Genomic DNA, 23,133 nt, shown 5'->3' on the forward strand with positions numbered 1-23,133 from the left:
ATTTTTTGCCAAATTGGGCTTTTTTTTTTTTTTTGTAAAATGGCTTTGTTACTTGGGATTTGTTGAAACAAGTAACTCCGAAATAAATATTTATCCATGTAAAAACTAATTAATTAGAAAAGGAATTCATAAAAAATAATGAAAAAATCTAAAAAAGCGCTTAGCTTATTATTGGCTGGTGTTTTAGGAACAACTCTATTTGCAACTTCAGTCGTTGCGGCTTCTTGCGAAGATGTTGCAAAAAAAGAAGATGATCCTAAAGAAAAACCTGCTGATCCAAAACCTGCGGACCCTAAACCAGCTGATCCAAAACTTGCTGATCCAAAACCTGCTGATCCAAAGCCTGCGGACCCTAAACCAGCTGATCCAAAACCTGCGGACCCTAAACCAGCTGATCCAAAACCTGCTGATCCAAAACCTGCTGATCCAAAACCTGCGGACCCTAAACCAGCTGATCCAAAACCTGCTGATCCAAAACCAGCTGATCCAAAACCTGCGGACCCTAAACCAGCTGATCCAAAGCCTGCGGACCCTAAACCAGCTGATCCAAAACCTGCGGACCCCAAACCAGCTGATCCAAAACCTGCTGATCCAAAACCTGCTGATCCAAAACCTGCGGACCCTAAACCAGCTGATCCAAAACCTGCTGATCCAAAACCTGCTGATCCAAAACCTGCTGATCCAAAACCTGCTGATCCAAAACCTGCTGATCCAAAACCTGAAGATAATGCAGAAGAAGATGGCGAAACCACGGAAGATGGTGAAACTACAGTAGGATATATCAAAACTATCAAAGTTATAGAAAACGGCGAAGAAATTGAATAATTTTCTTTATTCAATTTAAATATCATATAGAATGAACTATTTGTTGCTTTTATAGCGCAATATAAAGTGCAGCATATAACAATAATCAAATTAAATAGAAGGCTTAATTATTTATTGCTAGCCTTCTATTTTTTAATTTAAATGTGTTGGCACATTTACAAACTAGGTTTTCAGCTAATATTTTGTATATTGTTTATCTTGTTATAGAATTAATTTAATTATTAAAACTAGCTTTTTAATAACTTTCTAATCGCTCTAGCGATAGGACATATAAAAGTTCATAATAGCAATTTTTTCATTTATTAACTTATCTTTATTAAGTTTAATAACTACATAATCAACTACAATTTTCATAACTTATAGATCATTTTCGTAAAACTTATATTTTTTATTGATATCTTGAGGCACTTTATTTTTAAACAAAGATAAAGTGTGTAAATTCTTATTTTACAAAATCTTCGGTTTTGCTATTGCTTTAAAAAACCTAAAAAATTCTATTAAATATGCACTCACATGGTGAAATAGCATCACTTTGTGCGTTTTTTTTTTTTTTTGTAAAATGACTCGCATTACTTTGCTTAAAAAGCACTATTTCGCTACACATGCTTTTTACGAAGTTTTCAGTATTCAAACATTAATTAATTTTTAAGTTATTAAAAATAGGAGAAATAAAAATTATTAATCATGAGTCATGCCAAGAAAAAGAAAATTGCTATTATTGTGCTCGCTAGCACCGCAGCATTACTAGCGGCCGGAACGGTCTCAGGGGTACTTTATGCTCATCAAAGTGCTACCAAGAGATCTAAAAACAACGATAAAAAGCCCGAAATTCAAGATATTAGTGAGCTCGAAAAAAAGATTGATGCCATTCGTGATAGTCACAAACAAAATCTTAAAAATGAAGCTTGAAAGATTCTTGAAGCCCTTAAAATCACCATTAGAAATGCTAAAAAAGCTAATAACGTACGTGATTTAAGCCAAGTTATTAGTGATTTTGAACGTTTGATTCCTTTAGGAGAGGGGTATTTAGCCGAGCTTAAAAAGCTACCCGAAGTAAAAACTTTAGCCAGTGAATTAGAAACTACTATTAATCTTGCTAAAGAAGCCTTAGATGAAGCTAAAGCCAAATTAAAAGAATTGCAAGAAAAAGAAGCTAAACTTAAAGAAAACGCGCAAAAGTTGCTAGCAGAAATTAACCAAGCACTAAGTGAAGTGCCCGATGCTAAGTTGCCACTAGTAATTCAAAGTTTAATTAACAAACTAAAAAATCTTGCAAATGCTAGTGAAGCCTTGCAACAAGAGCTAAATAACTCGCGGCTAATTGAAGAAGCCAAAAAGTTAAGTGATGCTAATTTGCAAATTAAAGATGCTATTAGCGAACTACAAAAACGCTTGCTAGATAAAAGCCCAGAAGAGTTAGAAAAATTAGCAAAAGAAAAAATTAAGGACTTAGAAAAAGCTAAAAAAGCCGTAGAAGACGCTAAAAATATTAGCACTCTTCCCAATGCTCTTGAATCCCTTAAAAAAGATCTAGATCAGGCTAAAGAACTAAAAGATCACGCCACTGCTAAGGGACTTGATGAACTTGCTAAAGAACTAGATAAAGCTATTAAAGATGCAGAAAATAGCCTAAAACACGGCACCGAAAAACTAGAAAAAATCAAACAAGAAAATCAAAAACTTCAAAATGATATTAACGCGTTAGTTAATAAAATTGCTAAAGATATAAGTGATGCTAATAAACTAACTTTACAAAGTGAAGATAGTGAATTTAAACGTCTAAAAGACGAACTAAAAAAAGATATTCAAGAAGCAACGAAACTTGCAAAACAAGCCGCCGATGCCACACTACTAGCTGACGAGCAAAAAGTTTTAGATGCTAAAAAACAAGCTGAAACGTCACTAGATAAATTAAATGATTTATTTAGTCAGAAGAAGGAACAAGAACTTGCTAAAACCGAACTAGAAAAAGCATATAGTGCCTTGGCTAAAGCCACGGAAGAGGCCAATAAAGCCGATGACGAAAATACCTTGCCTTTAGCAATTTCGCAACTAGAAGACGCTATTGCAAAAGCAGAGTTAGCTCTAGGTAAACATGAAAATCTAAAAGAAAAAGAACTAATAAAGTCAATTTATGATGCTCTAAAAGCTTATAAAGAAAAAGAAGCGGATGAAGCACTTGCTAACGTTAAAAAACGATTTGAAGCTAAAAAACAAGCCAAAGCTAAAATTGACGCTGATCTAGATGCTAAGCAAAATGAATTTAATGCAATTAAAAATACCATTGAAAGCTCAAATACAATCAATGATATTCCTACCTTGCAAAATGCTATTAAACAACTGGAAGAACTCAAACCGAAAGTTAAGGCTATTGAAGAATCTGCTAAAAATGCCAGCTATCCTGAAGGTGAGCAAAAAGCAAAAAAACTCCTTGAAGAAATTTCTAAATTAGATCTTGAAACAAAAGCGAAATTAGAAAAACTTCAAGAAGAAAAAGAAACCCAAGAGCAAGAAAAGAAATTAATCGAATCATTGCGAGAAAAAATTACCAAAATCACAAAGAATCTTGAAACATTAGATTCAAGAGGTAAAAGTCAACTAAGTGAAGCAACGCCTAAGCAAACTGAACTCGCTAAAACTTTAAAAGAACTAGAAGAACAACTAAAAAACGCTCAAGATGTTCAAAAAGAAGTTCAAGACGCACACAAAGAAAATGCCCTAGAAACTGAGCTTGAAAAGCTTGAAGAAGCCAAAAATAAAGCTACGACAACAAAACAAAGTCTAGAAACCAAAATCTCAGACTCAAATAAAAATATTAAAGAGCGACTTGACAACGCCAAAAGTGAATTAGAAGAGCTTAAGAAAAAAATTAACGACGCTTATAATGATAGAAATCTTGAAGAGCTAACAAAAGAACTTAATAAGCTAGAAGAACTAAAAGAAAAAGTCGAAAGCCTTGAAACTCTAGCGACAGCAGTTGAATCAAAACATAAACAAGAAGTTACTAACCTTTTATCTGAAGTGCGAGACGCAATTTTAGATGCCAAGAAAAAGCATGCCGAACTTGATAAAGCGCTTAAAGATGAAAACATACTAGTAGATGAACTTGAAAAGAAATTAAAAGAGCATGAAAATAATTTAGCTAAAGCAAAAGATGAAGCTAACGACGCCAATACAATTGATGAGAAAAAGGATAAATATCCTAAACTAGATAAAACTATTAAAGATATTGAAAAAAATCTTAAAAAACTAGAAGAAAAAGCTAAGGACTTAAAAGATAAAACTAACAAAGATAGTATTGACAGCAAAATTAAAGACTTAACAAAAAAACTAGACGAAGCCAAAACTGATCTTGCTAATAAAAACCAAACATTAAAAGAAGAGCAAGAAAATAACGACACTAGCACCCAACAAAGTTTGAAGGGCGCTGATGAAGCTATTAAAAAAGCTGATGATGCCATTAAAAATCTTTCTGACAAGACTAAAACCAATGAAGCAGAAGATGCTTTAAAAAATGCTAAAAATGATCTTGAAAATAAGAAAAATTCTCTAGTTGGTGACAAAGAAAACCAAGATAAAATTGATAAAAAATTAGAAGAAATTGTTAATAAACAAAAGGAACTGCAAAAAGAAAAGGCCAAACAACAATCCGAAGACGATCTAGCAAAACAATTAGCTAATGAAGCTAAAACTTTAAAAGATGAATTAGATGATTTAGTTAATAAACTTAATCCATATGACGCTTCAAGCGATTATGAAAAGAAAATTAAAGATGTTGAAGACAAGATTAAAAATCTAGATGAAAACTTCTTTAAAGTTGATAGCGATGCAACAAAATTAAAAGATAATAGCAATTTAAAACCAAACTATCAGGCACTTAAAGCCGCTAAAGAAGATGCTGATAGAAAAACAAAAGATGCTTGTCAAAAAATTAAAGCATCAAAAGAAAAACTTGAAGTTGACTACAAACAATATGAAAACGAAGTAAAACAACTTCAAGAAGAACTTAAAAATGCAGTTGCTGACGCTGATTTTCAGGCAATTTTAAATAAAATTGGTGAAGAAGGCAACAAAACTAAGTTGCTTGGCAAAGTAAAAGAATTGCATGCCCAAAGTTCTAAATTTAGTGATAAAGAAGAGTTAAGTAAGAAGATCAAAACACTAGAAACTAACCTTTTAGATATTAAAGAAGAAGCTAATAACAAACTACAATCAATTCAAGATAAAATTACCAAACTAAACAAGGACCTTGAAACCACAAATACAACTTTAAACGCACAAAATAGCACAACTAACAATGTTGCAAGCGATGATGTTGATTCATTAAAAGCGGAAATTAAAAAACTTCAAGATCAACTTAATGAAGCTAATAAACTAAAAGAAAAAGCTCAAAAAGAAACTGATCAAAAAATCAAAGATGGTATTAAAAAAAAACTAGAAACTTTAGAACAAAGTATTAACGCCGCTACAACAACTATTACTAATAAACAACAACAATTAAATAGCCAAAAAACAACAAATGATACAGATCGCGAAAATGCTATTAAAAAATCTACCGATGCCAAACAAAAATTAGCTGATGCTAATAATCTAGCCGACAATGATGTTAACAAAATTGGCAAACTAGAAGAAGCGTTGGAAGATGCTAATAAAGCTAAAGAAACACTAGAACAAACTATTCAAAAATTAGCTAAGGACAATGAAAACCAAAAACTAGTTGAAACCGAGTTAAAAGATCTAGAAAAGCAAATAAAAAGTTCTCAAGATAAATTAGATTTTCTAAAAGAAGGCGACAAGAAAAAACTTGAAAATATTGAAAAAGAACTTGAGAAAATTAAAAAATCATTAACAGATGCTGATAATGATTTCAATAACAAAACCGACCTAAAAGCTAAAGAAGAAGCTAATAATGAATTAGGTAATGTCCTTACTAAAGCAAAAGGTGATTTAGCAGCGCAAAAAACTGAAATTAGCAAATTGCAAGATGGAACTAACAAAAATAGTGCTAATGAAAAAGTTAGCCAACTTGAAAAGCTAATCAATGACTTAAAAGAAAAACACAAAAAAAATGCTCAAGATATAGCCAAAACTAAACAAGAAAACGCTGATTTAATCAAACAACCATTAAAAGAAGCTAATGACGCTCTTAAAAAAGCTAATGACGCGATTGCTAAAGATAATAGCGATGGGAAAAAAGAGCAAAGTTTAGTAGAAGCTGAGCAAAATCTCAACACCCAAAAAGATGTTCTAGAAGGGCTAATTAATGGCAAGCTAAAAGACGATAGCGAAAATAAGACTAAATTAGCAGACAAACTTAAAGAAATTAGAGAAAAACTAACTGATCTTGACGCTGCTAAAAAAGAATTGAATAAAACACAGCAAGATAAGATTGACGAATTGGACAACCAACTTCAAAATCAAAACAATGCATTAAGCACTCAAAACGATGTAACTAGTGGCGTTAACGATAGCTATGTTGATTCGCTAAAAACAGAAATTAAAAAACTTGAAGATCTTGTTAAAGAAGCTAAAAAACTACAACAAAAAGTAGATGCTGAAACTGATCCAAAAATTAAAGAAGGTATCAAAGATAAACTAAAAATTTTAACTGATACTATCAAAGAATCAGAAGATACAATCAATAGTAAAAACCAAGCACTAGAAGCGCAAAAAACAATTAATGACAAAATTCGTCAAGATGCTATTACAAAATCAGTAGAAGCTAAAGCTAAAATAACAAATGCCAAAAATCTAGCCGATAGTGATACTTCTAAATTAAGCAAATTAGAAGAAGCGTTAAACGATGCTAATAAGGCTAAAAAAGCACTTGAAGATGCAACTAAACAACTAGTAAATGATAAAGAAAACAAAGCTTTAGTAGAAGCTGAGCTAAGAGCTCTAAAGGAACAAATAATAGATACTGAAAACGCAATAAAGATCTTAAAAGAAGGTGACAAAGATAAATTCGAAAGCATTAAACAAGAACTTGAAAAAATCCAACAATCATTAAATGATGCTAATAATGATTTTAAAAACAAAACCGATTTAAAAGTCAAAGAAGAAGCTAATAACAAATTAAAAGATGCAATTGATAAGGCAGAGGCTGATCTAGCGTCGCAAAAGAATGAAATTGGCAAACTTAAAGATCAAACTAATAAAACATCGGCTAGCACCAAAATTGAAGAAGTTGAAAAGTTAATTAAGCGCTTAAAAGACGAACAAAAGGCTAATGCTCAAACTATAAATACAGAAAAAACTAAAAATGAAGGGCTAGTTAAAAAGCCTTTAGAAGATAGCCAAAAAGCTCTAGATAAAGCTAATGAAGCTATTCAAAAATCTAATGATGACAATCAAAAAGAAAACGCACTAACTGATGCTGAGAGTGAACTTAAAAAGCAAAAGAAAAACCTTGATGATTTAATTAAAGGTGAGCTGAAAAATGATAGCGAAAACAAAAAGAAACTAGAAGACAAAATAAAAGACATCGATAAGAAACTTCAAGAAGTTGATCAAGTTAAACAAGAGCTAAAACAATCACAAGATGAAAAGTCTAAAGAGCTGGCTATTAGGGCAAGGGAATTAAAACAAGAATTAGATGCCTGGATAAATAAACTAGATGCCGCTAACAAAAAGTGATCACAAAGCAGCAAAGATATTGCTAATGTTCAAAAGGCAATAGACAAAATTGAGGAATTTTTACAAGCAAATAAAAACTTAAAAAACAATCTAAATTTGAAAACAGACTATGAAGCTCTTATGAAATCAAAAGATGTTGGAAACAAAGCGCTTCAAAATGCAAAAGAATTAATTGAAAATAAAAAAGTAGAATTTGAGGAAAAAATCAAAACACTTGAAGAGAAAACAAGAGATCTAGAAACAAACTTACTTTCAAATAATACAACTGATGGTTTGAATAGCATTATTCGCGAAATTGGAAATGAAAGTATAGGTTTGCTAAAAAAAATCAACCAAATACAAAGTGAAATTGCTAAATTTGAAGATACTGGCGATGAATTATTAATAAAGTTAAGTGCTCTTAAAGAAAAAACTAACAATCTTTTATTAAGGGCAAAAGAAAAAATTCAAGAACTAGACAATAAAATTATTAAAGAAATCGAAACTGAAATTAACAATATTAAGTACTATTTAAAAAATTCATATGACACTTTTATTGGCAGCGATAGTACTTATGATCAAAAGAAAAAAGAGTTTGCTGAGTTTGAAAATAAAATAATTGAATCAAAAGAAAAGTTAGTTGCTCTAAGGAATAAATCTAGCACAATCCAAGATCAAACTAATAAACAAAAGGTTGAAGAAAAAATTGATGACTTAGATCGATATATTAAAGATCCTTGTGAAGCTCAATGATTAGTAGAAGCTAAAAATAAGTTAAAAGAAATGAAGGAAAAAAACGATCAAATAGCGAATGAAGCAATAGCAAAAGCTGATCAAGCAATTGAACAGGCAAAGCGAGCATTGAAAAAAGATGATGATGATTCTACTAAAGAACAAGATCTCGAAAATGCTCTAGTACTGCTTGAAAAAGCAAAACAAAGTTTGGAAGATGTTAAGACAAAATTGTCTGGTGATTCTGAAAATCTCGCCAAAATTATTGACAAAATTGTTTCAGTAGAACAAATCGAAAAACTAAAAGAAGCATGAAAGCTCGCTAAGGAAGCTAATATTCATTTAGAATCAATAAAAAAGGTTTTAAAAGAAATAAAAGAAAATAATAGTGATGTTGAATTTTTAAAATTAAAAAAGCGCGATTTTTTAACTAAAATTGATGATGCAAGAAATTTTATTAATAAAGAAGATGTTAAAAAACTAGAAGAAATTGGTGAATTGCGGTCATATTTAAAAAACTTAAAAGATATTTTTGCTAAAGCAGAAAGAAGTGATGAAATAATATCAAACACATTGAATCACTATGAAGAGCTTAAAAATGTTTATGTATTAGGAGCTGCAATTAGTTTATTAGAAAATGTATTTAAAGATTTTTTCAGTCAAATTAATGATGATAATATTAATAATCTTGAAACTAGTATTAGTAACATTTTAAATACTTTTAGTCTTCTTATCAATGAACCAAGAAGCAAAGTCCTAGAAGCTAAGGAATTTGTTAATAATCCCGAAAATAATAATGAATATATATCTTCGAAAAAAATATTAGAACAAACCTTAAACATTGGACTTCAAAAAATAAACGACATTAATAATCTGATAAATTCAAGTTTAAAGAAAGTAATAGAAATTTTAGATGCAAATCTTAAAAATGTAGAGGCAAAAATCAATGGTGCAAATGACAAAACAAAGAGTATAAAAGATTTTATAAATCAAGATTTTTTTAAAAAAGGAGACCTTGAAGAATTTGCAAAACAAATAAATAAATTCTTCTTTAATTATCGTTATGCCCAAAAATTCGTTGATGGCCTTGAAAAGACATGGATATGAGAAAAAGAAATTAATTCAGAAACAAAATCATTATTAAAAAATACGATTAGTGCTCACGAAGATAGTCAAAAACAAATCGAACAAATAAGAAATGATTTTCTAACTAAAACAATTGTTGAAATTATTCAAAATGATCTTCATTCTGATAAATGAAAAAATCTAGATGAACGTCAAAAACAAAAACTTATTGATGAGCAATTAGACATTTCAACAGAATTTCGAAATTTCAATGATCAACAAAAAGATCAACGACAAAGAGCATTTGAAAAATTGAGAAAATGAGCTTGAGGCTTATCGGAAAAATTAAAACCTGAATATGAAGAAGAAGAAAAAATACTTAATCAACTAAATAAAATATCACAATATTTTTATTTTCAATACATAAAATAAATTAGCATTTTTATTAATAACTTAAAACTAGAGATTTAGTAAGTCTCTAGTTTTTTTAAGTCAGAAACATGTTTTTCATTATGTAGTTAGCTTAACTAAATTTAAATTAAACCAACTCGATCTTTCGCTTATTCAACATCATAATCATCAACAAATTTGTTGCAACATAAAAATTCCTTTAATTAGACATTTGTTTTGTGTCTGCAATAGAACGCCTTGTCACTTTGAGCGTTTTTTTGTAAAATGACTCGCATTACTTCGCTTAAAAAGTACTTTTCGCTACACATGCTTTTTACGAAGTTTTCAGTATTCAAACATTAATTAATTTTTAAGTTATTAAAAATAGGAGAAATAAAAATTATTAATCATGAGTCATGCTAAGAAAAAGAAAATTGCTATTATTGTGCTTGCTGGTGCCGCAGCGTTGTTAGCGGCCGGAACTATTTCAGGAGTACTTTATGCACATCAAAGCGCTACTAAGAGATCCAAAGGCAATTATAAAAAGCCCGAAATTCAAGATATTAGTGAGTTGGAAAAAAAGATTGAGGCTATTCGTGATAGTCACAAGCAAAATCTTAAAACTGAAGCGTGAAAAATTCTTGAAGCTCTTAAAATCACGATTAGAAATGCCAAAAAAGCTAATAACGTACGCGATTTAAGCCAGGTTATTAGTAATTTTGAACGTTTGATTCCTCTAGGAGAGGCTTATTTAGCGGAACTTAAAAAGCTGCCTGAACTTGAAGCGCTAGCTAACGATCTAAAAAATGTGATTGATTTAGCTAAAGAAGCCTTAAAAGAAGCTAAAGAAAAACTACTAGATTTGCAGCAAAAAGAAAAAATTCTAAAAGATAAGTTGCAAACTTTACTTAATAAAATTACACAAGCAATTGCAAAAGAGCCTAATGCCAATGATGTGGCAACAATCGAAGCTTTAATAGCCGAACTTAAGACGCTCCAAATTGAAAGTGACGATTTAGCACAATCACTTAAAGCAGCAAAATTGCTTGACGAACTCAAACTATTAAACGATGCTAATTTAAAAATCAAAGAAACAATTAGCATTTTACAAAAACGTTTAATTGCTATCAATCCCGAAAAGCAAAAAGAAATTACTAAACAAGTAAATCAAAAAATTCTTGATCTAGAAAAATCACAAAAAGATGTTGAAAATGCTAATGATATTTCAACATTACCTAACGCCATTAAAAAACTTGAAAAAGATCTAGAAGATGCTAAATCTTTAGAAAAAGATGCGAAAGATAATGGCCTAAATGACGTTGCTAAGAAACTACAAGATGCCATTAACAAGGGCGAAGAAGCATTGAAAAAAGGTAAAGAAAAAAGAACAAAAAATAATCGAAGCCAACAATGCTTTAATTAAAAAAGTTAATGAACTAGTTGCTAAAATTACAAAAGATGTTAACGACGCTAATAGGCTATCAACTCAAAGTGAAGATAGTCTTATAAACAGCACAAAAGTGGCCTTAGAAGAAGACATAAAACAAGCCGAAAAATTGGCAAAACAAGCCGAAGATGCCACTTTATTAGCCGAAGTTAACAAAGTTAATGACGCTAAGAATAAAGGCGAAGAAGCGTTGAAAAAAATTAATGAGATCATTGTCCAAAAACAAGCTATTGAGCTTGCAAAATTGGAATTACAAAAATCATTAAGCGAACTAAATAAAGCAACTAAAAATGCGAATTTGGCAGATGATGAAAGCACTTTACCAACCGCAATTGCTTCTTTAACATCAGTAATCGCCAATAGCAACACAACCCTTGCTAAATATGAAGATTTAAAAGAAAATGAGGTTATTAAACCGCATTACGATGCACTAAAGAATTACTTAGCTAAAGAAGCGAAAAACGCCTTAGAACAAGCCAAAAATCGTCAAGAAGTAAAAAGTAAGCCAAAGCCCAAATTGATAAAGATCTAGCAAAGGCAAAAGCCGATTATGAAGACATCAAAAACACCATTGATGTACTTGAATCAACTTATAAAATTGCCGAACTACAAAACATTATTAATAACAATTTACCCACTTCAAAAGATCGCGTTAAAGGAATTGAGCAATCAGCTGAAAACACTAAATATCCTGAAGCTAAAGAAAAAGCCAAGGAACTTTTAAAACAAATTGATAAATTAACACTAGAAGCCCAAGCAAAACTAGAAAAACTTAAAAAAGATAAAGAAACGCAAGAGCTAGAAAATAAAAAACTGCAAACTTTACGGCAAGAACTTGAAGCAGTTATTAAAAACTTAGGCATTGTTAGTGACAGAGCAAAATCACACCTAGTGCCAGGAGCAAGCGCTAACAACATTGAACTTGCCAAGGCAATTAAAGAAATTGAAGAGCAATTAGATAATGCCGATGAGATAAGAGCTAAAGTTGCCCAAGCTAATAAATAAGCAGAACTGTCAAACGAGCTTAACAAGGTAACTGATGTTGAAAACATAGCAAAAGACCTAAAAAGCCAATTACTAGCCAAAATTGAAGCTTCAAATCAAGAAATTGCCAATAAAATTGCAGAAGCTAGAACAAAACTAAGTCAATACATACAAAATACTAATGAAGCTAACGATCAAAAGAACTTAGCCAATTTATTAGCGGCGATGAACAATCTTGAAAAACTACTAAAAGAGGCTCAAGACATCCAAACTTTAGCCACCAAAGTTGGTTCAAATAAACTAGCTGAAGCCCAAACATTAACTAATGATGTAAATAAGGCCTTGTCAGATGCTGAAGCAAAATATAAAAAGCTAAAAAAAATCCTTAGAAGATGAACAAAGCCTTCTAGATAGTCTTGATAAAGCAATTGAAAAGCAAAGCAAAACGCTTAACGACGCTAAACAAGGGGCTAATAAAGCAACCACCATTGATGACAAAGACAGCAAATATGGTCTTTTAGAAAAAGTGCTACAAAATGCCAAAACTGAACTTGACAAAATAAAGGAAGGAGCGAAAGATCTAAAAGATCAAACTAACAAAGATAGTATTAAAAACAAAATTGATAACTTAGAAAAGCAAATCAGTGACGGCAAAGAAGATCTAAAGAAAAAACAAGAAGAACTTGCTAAAGATAAAGAAAAAAATGGTAAGAAAAAAGTACAACTCCTCAGAGCTTGCACTTTGTAGATTGGCTGTAATTTATGCCGTTTAATTTGAGTATATATCAATTGAATTTTATAAAAAATAAATTTTATTAATTATCTTTTAAACAAAATCATGTAAATTAATAAGTTCACTTAGGGCATCAAGTACTTTAATACCTTTTTTAGCCATTTCTGAAAGTTGAGACAAGTTATATATTGTGTATCAAAAGTCGTCGTAAATATCTTTTCTGGCTTCTTGATATTCACTTAATCACAAATCTCATTCTTTTTTAATTAATTTAAAGTCTTTATTTTTTCATTCTGCTAAATTTTTGGTAAATGTTTCTTCTCATTTTTTAATTAAATTTTTAATATTTTCGTCATTGTTATGAGTTATTGTTTGAAATTGGTTTTTTAATGTCTTTAATATAAGAATATAAATTTCGCTTCAAAAATTATTATAGAAATCACGATAATCGATAATCTTATTTCGTTTTTCAACTTTTGATAATCTATCAAATATCTCATCTATTTCTTCTAATTTCTTAACTTTCGGTTTAAAACTATTCCAAAGATCGTCTCCATTTAAAGGATGGGTTGTTGCATAATTCTTGCTAAAATTAATATTTTTGACAACTTCTTTTAACAGCTGCTTAGTAATTGAATTTAAACTGTTATCTTTTGTAATTTCATCTTTTAATTTATCTGCATTTTTCTTGTCTTTTAGTTGATTTTTTCAACTGTTGATTTGAGATAAAGCATCTTTGGCATCTTCTCATAATGTTGGTAAGCCTTGGTTTTTTTCGATCTTTTCTTTTAATTCTTTTAATTTATTGATGCTATTTTCTATATACTGTTCATTTTCCTGACGTTTTTTCAATAATAAAGCATGTTTTTGGTCGCTAGTTTCTCTTGCTTCTGTTAATAATGCACTAAGATTCTCTAACTCTTTTTTTAATTCTTCTTTAAACTTAGAATTTTTAGCATCAATTTGTTCTATTAAGCTATTAGCCTTATATATTTGTTCATCAAAATTTTTTAATTCTTTTTCTAGTGTATCAGGGTTTGAAGCATCTTTAGGTTTTATTGTTTTGTTTAAAGCGTCTAAAGTATTGTAGTTTTCAGTCAAATAGCGTTTATTATCAATAATTTCTCTTTTAAAATCATCGAGAGTTCCTTCAGCATGGAGGATCATTTTGTTAAATGCATATTTTAAGCCCTCAGCTTCAGATAGTCTAGTTTGGCCATATACTTTTCATGTACCATTAGGATCAATTTGCTTAACCAATTTAATTAACTCGTCAATTTTTTTTAAATCTATTTCGCGTACTTTTTTAATAAAATTTAACACTTCAGATTTAGGCCGGCCTATTAATTTATCAAATTCTGGCATTCGTTCTTGATTATATGTTTGGCGCAGTTCACTAATCATAGTGTTAATTTCTTGTTTTTTACGATCTAATTCAGAATTTTTATCACTTATTTTCTTAGTTGTGTTCGTAATGGCTGTTTTTAAAACTATTAATGATTCTTTTAGGCCATTTTTTTCTTTTAAAGTTTGGGTATCAGATTCATTTATAAAATTATTTGCTTTGCCCAATTTTTCTTGAAGTTCTGCGATTTTTGTTTCTATATCATTAATTATGGTTAGATTTTCTAAATCACTAGCAAGTTGGTTGATGTTTCTAGTAAATTCGTTTGCTTTTGTAACTAAAACTTTTATTTTTCTATCTTGAGCAATTTGCTCTTTTGTATCTTGATATTTTTGTTCAAGGCTTTTAATAAAATTCTCAAGTTCTTTAATTTTCTCATCAGCCCTTTTTCTTGCAGATTCTTCGTGAATATTATTAAGGTTATTTTTAGGAGCTTCTATATTAGATTTGGCATCAGTAATTGCGACTTTCAAGGCTTCATTAGCTGTTTCTTTAGCGTTAAGTTCGGTTTGATTTTCTAAATTTTGATTAGCAGTGTTTAAGGAGTTTCTAATTTCTTCTAGTTTTCTTTCAATAAGTTCTAGTTTTTCAGTTTCACTAGTCATTAAAAGATTGAGTTTATTTTGAGCATTAGTAATTTCTGCATTCAAGGCTTGAAGTTCACCTTGAACTTTGGCTTTATTTTCAACATCTTTTTCTAATAAGGTTAATGCCTCTTCTAATTCGGTTTTTGCTTTTTTAGCCTCGCTTATAGCATTTTTTAAATTATTAATTTTTTCAGGGCTATTATCATCCAATTTATTTACATTGTCAAGTTCGGTTTTTGCAACACGAGACTTATTAATTGCTTCGGTTGCAATTTTGTTATTTTTTTCTTGAAGTGTTTTTAGCTCTTCTTTTTTTGTTCTAATTGTTTCTTCGGCACTTGTAATAGCACTAGTTAATGCATCGAAATTAGTTTGTGTTTCTTCTTTAATTTTATTATCACTGTTTCTTTTTGCTGTAGCATCATTTTTGGTTTGATTTGCTCTTTTAATTTCTTCTTCAAGAGCCTTGATAGTGGTTTTAAGCCCATCTAAATCATCATTTGCAATGCCACTAAAATTATTTTGAGTTTTTAGATTACTTGAAGCGTTCAGTAAATTCCCATTAATCTTATTAATTTCAGTTTGAATAACAAATAATTTTTGCTCAATTTGAGCTTTCAAATTATTTAAGGTTTCTTGTAACTTTTTAGCATCATTTAAAAGTTGAGTCTGATCGCCAAATTTTTGTATTTTATCAATTAACCCATTAACTTTTGCAAATGATTTACCATCATCTGCACCATTGCCTATTCTAGTTGCCAAAATTCTCAATGATTCATAAGTGGTTCCATTAAGTTCAAAATCACTTTTTATTTGATTGACTTCTGACTTTAAACTTTCATATTCTGTTTTTAAATTGGTCTTGGCATTGGCGATATTTTGTCTTGCATCTTCTGTTTTGGTCTTAGCAGTATTTTTTAGTCCTTCAAGATCTTGGAATGTTTGTTTTAAATTTTGGTTATCTTTTAGCTTTGAAGCTTCGCTATCTGCCTTTAGAAAACCTTCTTCAAGCTCTTGAATTTTACTTTCAACAGCCTTAATTTTATCTTCATATTCTTTAGACGCACTAAAAGGGTCCAGTCCGTTAACTAAGGAATTAAGTTCGCCGTATAGATCTTGGGCTTTAATTGCAAGATTTTTTGCTCTTTCATCTTGTGATTGTTTAAGTTTTAATTTTTCTTCTTTAAGCTTTTCTAATAATTCATCAATTTCAGTGATTTTATCATTAATTTTCTTTGTATTTACACTGTCATTTTTTAAATCGTCTTCAAGTAGATTCTTTAGATTATTATCTTTTAGAGCGTTAAGTGTAGTTTCGGCTTCATTAAGTGCATTTTCTTTTGTTGAATCATTATTTTCCTTAGCAATTACTTCATTAGCTTTTTTAATAGCATCTTGAATATTTTTAAGTGCCTCTTCGGTTTTTGTATTGTTGGTTTTCTTTTTGATTTCAATTTGAGCTTTATTATCATTATATTTTGTAATTAAACTATTGATAAGAGTTTCAAGTGCTTGAATTTTTGGGTTAAGTTGATTTTGTGATTCAGTTTGCAATTTATTAATTGATTGTTTTTGCGTTTCTTTATCAACTATAGCTTTATCAATAACAGCTTTTAACGTTTCATTAGCATCTTCTTTAGCTTTGAGATCGCTTTGTTTTGTTAGTTCATCATCAGCATCGTTTAATGATTTTGTGATTTTTCTAATTTCATCGTTAATTTTTTCTAAATTCTCAGCTTCTGTTTTAGTTAAAGCATCTAATTTAGTTTTTGCATCTTGAATTTTTGAGGTTAAATCGCCCAATTCAGTTTGCACTTTAGATTTATTAGTTTTATCTTTTGATAAGGCATTTAAAGTGCTTTCTAAAGCACCTTTAGCTACGCCGGCTTGAGTTAAAGCATCTGTTAAGTTTTTAATTTTATTGGAATTTGTATCTTCTAATTTGGTTGCGTCATTTATTTTGTTTTTAGCTTCCATTGATTTAGTAATTGCTTCATCTGTCAATGCTTTATTTTGAGCCTTTTTAGTAGCTAGTGCAGTTTCTTTATCTTGAAGTGTTGTAGTAGCATTTTGAACAGCAGTTTTTAAAGCACTAAAGTTAGTATTAGTGCCTTCAATAATCTTAGGATCTTTAACTCTTTCGCTTTCGTTATTATCTTTTGTATTATTAGCGTTTGTTATTGCTATTTTTAGTCTATTAATTTCGTTCTCTAAACTATCAACATCATCTTGGTTAATATTGTTTGTAATTTCATTTTGACTAGCCAATGCTTCAGTTGCCATTTTATATTTTTCATTAAGCTCAGTAATTTTATCTTCAATTGATTTTAGTTTATTTTTGGCTACTGCAATATTTGCAATAATAGTGTTTAATTGCGTTTCGAGAGCTTTAGTACTATTGTAAAGTGTTTCAATAGTGTCTTTTTTTTCAAATTTTGATATTTCTTCTAGCAACTTTTTAACTTTGCCAAATAACTTATCGTTATCGGAAGTGGTACCGATTTTTTCTAGTAATGAATCTAACTTTGTTTCAGTATCAGCGCTTTTTAATTCGTTTTCAATTGATTCTATTTGTTCTTTTAGTGTATCAAAATCACTTTGAAGTCTATTTTTAGTTTCTTGAATTTTTAATCTAGCTTGACTAGCTTTTTGTTTAGCTACTTCTTTTAGTTCTTCAAGGTTTTTGTAAGCTTCTTCTAAATGTTTATTAGTTTTTAATCTAGTTGCAGGGCTCTTAGCATTTAGAAAGCCATTTTCAGCTTCAAGTTCTGTAACTTTAGTTTCAACAAGAGAGATTTTATCTTCATATTCTTTAGAAGCCTCAAAAGGATCTAGTTCGCTAACTAGAGAATTAAGTTCGTTGTATAGTTCCTTGGCTTTAGTTGCAAGTTCTTTTGCTTTTTCGTCATCGGTTTCTTTTTGTTTGGTTTCAGCTTTAACAAGATCTTTTTCTTTTTGTTCAATTTCTGCTAATTTTTCAATAATTTTATTTTGATTTTCACTATCACCATTTAGTGAGTCTTTTTTAGCTTCAAGATCTGCTTTTGATTTATCTAGTGCTTCTTTAGCTGAGCTAACTTTATTATCATCTTTAGGATCGGCGATTGCTTCATCAGCTAGTTTTTTAGCTTTATCAGCATCTTCGAGAAGTTTTTGAACTTCAGTATTATTTTTAGCAACTTCTGTTTCAAGTTCGGTTTGTTTATTTTTAAGGTCAGCTCTTGTTTCTTCTAATTTTTCAACAAGATCTTTAATTTTAGTTTCTGTATTTTGTTTTTTATTCTCGTCTTTAATACCTTTGATTTTTTCTTCTAGCTTTTTAATATCTTTTTCAATATTTTTAATAGTTTCATCTAGGGTTTTATATTTATCTTTCTTATCATCAATAGTAGTGGCATTGTTAGCATCTGTTTTAGCTTTCTCTAAGGTATTTTGATGTTCTGATATTTTATTATTAATATCATCTATGATCGCTTTATCATTTTCTAGTTCTTTTTTAAGAGATTCTTGTTTAGTTTTAGCCTCTAAAAGAGCACTTGCAATGTCACTTACAAGTTGTTTAGCTATTTTCTTATGTTTTGATTCAACAGCATCAGTCAAGGCACTAATACTATTAGCATTTTCTTGCAATGTTTCTAGGTTTGCAATATTGGCTTCTAATCCTGGTAGGTTTTTACTATTAAAATTATTTTGAACTTCAGCGACAAGTTCTTGTAATTTTTGTCGTGCTATTTTAATCTTATTTTCAATTTCAGTGTCTGATTCTGAAATTTTCTTGGCAATGTTTTCTTGAATTTGTTTTGCTTTTTTGTGTGCTGTGTCTAAGGCATCAAGTTCGGCTTTTAGTTGAGTTTCTTTTTTAGCGTTTTTAATCTCTTCTTTAACATTTTTTGCCTCATCTAATTGTTCTTTTAGATCTTCTAAAGTTTTAGCTAGTTCTGTTTGCTTAGGGCTTGCTTCTTTTAGCTGGCTGTCACCTTTTAAGCTTAAGATTTCTAGATTTTTGGTAATCTTTTCTATTTTTTCACGTAAAGATTCTATTATTTTCTTTTCTTGTTCTTGACGTTCTTTTTCTTCTTTAAGTTTTTCTAATTTTACATTTGCCTCAAGTTCTAATTTAGCAATATCTTCTAGCAATTTTTTAACTTTATTTTCAGCTTCGGTATACTGAGCATTTTTGGCAGAAGTTTCAAGCGCTTTAGTTTCGGTTTTTAGTTCACTTAGTTCTTTAATTGCATTTTGAAGAGCAGGTATATTATTAATTGTTGAAACATCTTCAATTGTTTTTTTAATAGCATCAAACTTGCCTTGTTTTTGTTTAAGCTCGGCGTCAATTTTAGCTTTTTCTTGTTTCTTTGACTCTAATCTTTTTTTAGCATCTTCAAGAGTTTTGGTAGCGGTTTCAAGAGATTTTTCTAGCGCACCGTAAATCGGTTTTACTAGTTCTTTTTCTTTTAATGCTTCATATTTAGCTAAGGATGTTGAAGCATTTGAAATTGCAGTTTCTAGTTTAGAAATTGCTAAAGGAAGCGTATTTTCATCGTTAGCTTTTTTAGTATCTTCTGTAGCAGATACAAGAGCACTATATGCTTTTTCAAGTTCAACTTTAGCTAGTTCTTGTTCCTTCTTTTGATTAAATAATTCATTTAATTTATCAAGAGCAGTTTGTGCTAATTTTTTAGCATTTAAGGCTTTATCTTCATATTCTAAAAGAGTAGCATCAGCTGCTTTTTTGGCAAGGTCAGTAGCATCTTGAATATCTTTTTCAATTTCATTTTTTAGCTTGTTAAAATCACTATCTTCACTTTGTAAAGTTAGTTTATTTACTTCTAATAAATCTTGGTTGACTTTTGTAACTAGGGCATCAATTTTTTGCTTAAGTTCTTCGTTTTCTTTTTCGATTTGCTCTTGTTTCTGCTTTCCTTTTTCTAAAGTACTTTCTGCTTCTTTAATAGCATCTTCTAGTTTTTTAGAAAGTTCATCTAAACCTTTAGAATTAGCTTGCTCTTTTATCTCTTTAGCTGTTTCGATATCTTTTTTAAGTGATTCTAAAGCGTTAGGAAGTGTACTGATATTTTTGGCATCGTCAACAGCTTTTTTAGATTTTTCAAGATCTTGAATTTTTTCTTTGGCAAGTTTTTCTAGCTCTTCTGGGCTTTTTTCTAATAAACGTTTTTGTAGTTTGTTAATGGCATCTTTGATTTTTAAATTAGCATCATTTAGTTTTTTAGCATCTTCTACTAATCTTGAGTTAAGTAGCTGCTCTTGTAATGCTTCGCTTGTATTTTTTAAATCTTTTAACTTGTTAATCAATTTTTGAATTTCCAAAGTTAAATCACCAACATTAGGAACTTTTGCTAAAGTTTCTTCAATTTCTTTGAGTAAGTTTTCAGTCTCTTTTTTAAGCTTAGTTTCTTTTTCTTCTAATTCTTTTAGTTTATCTTTAGATTCTTTTAAGGCTTCTTTAGACAGATCAATGGTTGTAGCAAGTTCTTCTGCCAAAGCTTTTAACTCTGGTAGTTTTTTAATTTCGCCTAAATAAGCTTCTGCCAACGGAATTAAACGCACAAAATCACTAATAACTTCGGTTAGATCACGGCTGTTATTAGCTTTTTTAGCGTTTTTAATAGTAATTTTTAGCGCTTCTAAAATTTTTCAAGCCTCTGATTTTAGATTTTGTTTGTGACTGTCACGAATAGCTTCAATTTTTTTCTCAAGCTCGCTAATGTCTTGAACTTCAGGAAGTTTATTGTTATCCTTACCTTTTTTAGATTCTTTGCTATGCGAATATAGCACACCAGAAATAGTTCCAGCCGCTAAAAGTGCCGCTGTTGCTGAAAGAGCAATAATGGCAATTTTTTTCTTTTTTGCATGACTCATGATTAATAATTTTTTGTTTTCTCCTATTTTTAATAACTAAAAATTAATTAATTTTGAACTTTAAAATTTGTCTTAAAAACGATGTAGCGAAAGGTTTTTAGGCAAATAATGCAAGTCATTTTACAAAAAAAAAAAAAACAACCAAAGTGGTGGTGTTTAGGGTTGATAGTACATATTAAAAGGAATTTTTAGACATTTTTATGTTTCAATATTGCCTTGTAAAAAATGAAAAAATTAAAAATAAATTTAAAGTATTCTTTTAAAGAATATAAAAATTTAATGTTTTGTTGCAGTTTGCTTTTTATACAACTAAACAAAACCGTCTTAAATAAAAGAAAAAAGCGTGTTGTTTTTAAAAAATATTTAACACGCTTTTTTAATTTTGAATTTTATGAAGATATTTTTTTCACAATTTCATCTAATTTATTGTAATATTCTTCAATTTTTTGGGTATTAGAATTATTATTTTCTTTTATAAAGTTTTCAATTTCACTCTTAATTCTGTTAAATTCTTTTCTTAAGGCTAAATCTTTATATTTAGTACCACCAGGATTTTCTTTATACATATATGTTCCAACTTCTAATCTTTTTAGAAGTGTTTCTATTCATAGTGAACGAAGAGTTTTTGTAGGATTTAAATAATCTTTTAAACTTTCAACATTTTGAAGATCAATAGTATGTTTTTTACTATCTGAGTCGGTGATATTAATCTTTCCATCCATTACATACATTTTTCTAAGATAATCGCTACTATTGATTGAATTTTTTAAACAATTAGAAATATCAACACTTTTTAGGCCGTCGCTACTATTTACAATCGCAAAAAAGTTATGTTTTTTACTACTACTATCAAAACTATAAAGAAAATGGATATTTTTGTAAGTAAAGGCCGAGATTGACGTTTTAGTTTTTAAAAAATCTTTATTCAAAATTTTTGCCATTGGATCATCGCTAATATGAGTTGCATTTTCATCCATGACTAATTCATATTTATTTGAATTAAATTTAACTCTGAACAAACCGGTTTTGAAATTATTCGCTGAAGAAGAACTTTTTTCTTTAAATTTTTCAAAAATGTATCAATAATCCTTCACTTTAAAGAAATTAGAGCCGTTTAGACCCAAATTATAACTGTCAATATTTCCACTTGGATTTACATATAATTTTCAATCTGGTTCTTTATTATTTTTAATTAAATAATTGTAGTATTTTTGCAAATAATTCATTCCTGCAATAATTTGTTTATTGTTTAAGTCCAAAAAAGAGATCAGTTCTAAAATCTTTGGATGATTAAGAATAATGTTTTTTCTTCTTTGGCGTCAAAACTTTTACTAGTTAAATTTTTAAGTGCATTATCTAAAAGCTCTTTTTCCATTGCATTAATCTTTCTTATTTTTTAATTATTCCAATTGCTATCGTTACTTAATTCAAGTATTTTATTTTCGTGAGTTTTAAATTTGGAGAAACTAAATTCTTCAGTTTTAGAACAAAACAATAATAATTTGGGAAATAACTAATAAAAACAAGAATTTTTGTTTTTTCTCATGTAATCTAATCAACTATTAATCCATTTAAATAATTAATACTTTTGAAATAAATAATCTATTATTTTTTTGAATTTATGATAATTTTTTATAAAATTTCTTGGTTACTTTTATTAGAAGTAATTTAATCAAATATGTTTATTTTAATTAGAAATCGTTAAGGAAAGTTATATATAATGAGAAAATCAAAGAAAACACTAAATTTAATAATGGCCAGTACTTTAGGCACTACTTTATTCGCTACTTCAGTAGTTGCAGCTTCTTGCCAAAAAACTGAAAAAAGCAATCTTAAACCTAAATTTCAAGAAAAAAGTGAATCAAAACCCGAAACACCAAAGCAAGATAGTCAATCAAAACAAACTAGACCTGACAATAATTCTAATAACGAGGAAAATACAGTTCCACAAGATCAAAATCCTCAGAATCCTCCAGCTCCTGATCTAAATGATAAAAACCATGAAAAATCTCCTGAAAATCCACAAGTTCCTATCCCTAATGAAGATCTTGATAAAAATGAGGATCTAGATAATAATAAAGAAGATACAAAGCCAAAAATTAATAGAAAATCAATAACCGAAGAAGAAAAAGAAAAAAATAGAGCTTTTCTAAAAACTACTCAAGAAAAAGCCAATGAATTTTCAAAAAGAATAGAAGAATACAGAAAAAATTCCAATAAAAGTGAAAAAGAAGAATCAATTAAAAGCCTTTTATTTCAAATTGTTGAAGAATATAACAAAGTAAATGATGCTTACAAAGAATTTACTTCAAAATATTACGATGAATCATTAGAAGATGAATTTTTTTCTTTATTGTTAAAACTAGATTTTCAAATTAAATGAGTTCAATCAATTATTAATAAAGATGACGATGAAGAAGATACTTTTCTTAAGAAAAATAATTAGTTAAAAGCATTTGATTTAAGTTAA

9 protein-coding genes are annotated in these 23,133 nt (G+C 29.3%); 7 read left to right on the forward strand and 2 right to left on the reverse strand.

Going from position 1 to position 23,133, the window contains the following annotated elements:
- Positions 1-138: 138 nt before the first annotated feature.
- From EXC42_RS01785 to EXC42_RS03270, 6 genes are all read left to right on the forward strand, one after another.
- Positions 139-825: a hypothetical protein gene (locus EXC42_RS01785; RefSeq protein ID WP_012498267.1), complete on the forward strand. Its 687-nt coding sequence runs from the start codon at positions 139-141 to the stop codon at positions 823-825.
- Between the two features lie 684 nt (positions 826-1,509).
- Positions 1,510-9,669: an MspA/MspB/MIB-like signal-anchor domain-contatining protein gene (locus EXC42_RS01790; RefSeq protein WP_129648889.1), complete on the forward strand. Its 8,160-nt coding sequence runs from the start codon at positions 1,510-1,512 to the stop codon at positions 9,667-9,669.
- Positions 9,670-10,036: 367 nt separating this feature from the next.
- Positions 10,037-11,050, forward strand: coding sequence for an MspA/MspB/MIB-like signal-anchor domain-contatining protein (locus EXC42_RS03255; RefSeq protein WP_012498269.1), 1,014 nt, complete (start codon positions 10,037-10,039; stop codon positions 11,048-11,050).
- Complete coding sequence (locus tag EXC42_RS03260; RefSeq protein ID WP_041914094.1) at positions 10,965-11,606, forward strand: hypothetical protein; 642 nt, start codon at positions 10,965-10,967, stop codon at positions 11,604-11,606. Before EXC42_RS03255 ends, EXC42_RS03260 begins: the two co-directional genes overlap by 86 nt.
- Positions 11,607-12,283: 677 nt before the next feature.
- Positions 12,284-12,472 (forward strand): hypothetical protein, encoded by a 189-nt coding sequence (locus tag EXC42_RS03265; protein ID WP_041914095.1) that lies wholly within the window; start codon positions 12,284-12,286, stop codon positions 12,470-12,472.
- A 112-nt stretch (positions 12,473-12,584) separates the two neighbouring features.
- Positions 12,585-12,806, forward strand: coding sequence for a hypothetical protein (locus tag EXC42_RS03270; RefSeq protein ID WP_041914096.1), 222 nt, complete (start codon positions 12,585-12,587; stop codon positions 12,804-12,806).
- Positions 12,807-12,884: 78 nt separating this feature from the next.
- On the opposite strand, the gene EXC42_RS01800 is transcribed toward EXC42_RS03270, so the two are convergent.
- A complete protein-coding gene (locus tag EXC42_RS01800; RefSeq protein WP_129648892.1) occupies positions 12,885-20,663 on the reverse strand; it encodes an MspA/MspB/MIB-like signal-anchor domain-contatining protein in 7,779 nt (2,592 codons plus the stop codon).
- 389 nt (positions 20,664-21,052) lie between these two features.
- Positions 21,053-21,922, reverse strand: coding sequence for a hypothetical protein (locus EXC42_RS06085; protein ID WP_012498272.1), 870 nt, complete (start codon positions 21,920-21,922; stop codon positions 21,053-21,055).
- A 461-nt stretch (positions 21,923-22,383) separates the two neighbouring features.
- Here EXC42_RS06085 and EXC42_RS01810 point away from each other — a divergent pair, with 461 nt between their 5' ends.
- Entirely contained in the window at positions 22,384-23,109 is a 726-nt protein-coding gene (locus tag EXC42_RS01810) for a hypothetical protein (RefSeq protein WP_012498273.1), read from the forward strand.
- The last annotated feature ends 24 nt before the right edge of the window (positions 23,110-23,133 follow it).

It is taken from the genome of Metamycoplasma arthritidis, from assembly GCF_900660715.1.
Classification (GTDB): domain Bacteria; phylum Bacillota_I; class Bacilli_A; order Mycoplasmatales; family Metamycoplasmataceae; genus Metamycoplasma; species Metamycoplasma arthritidis.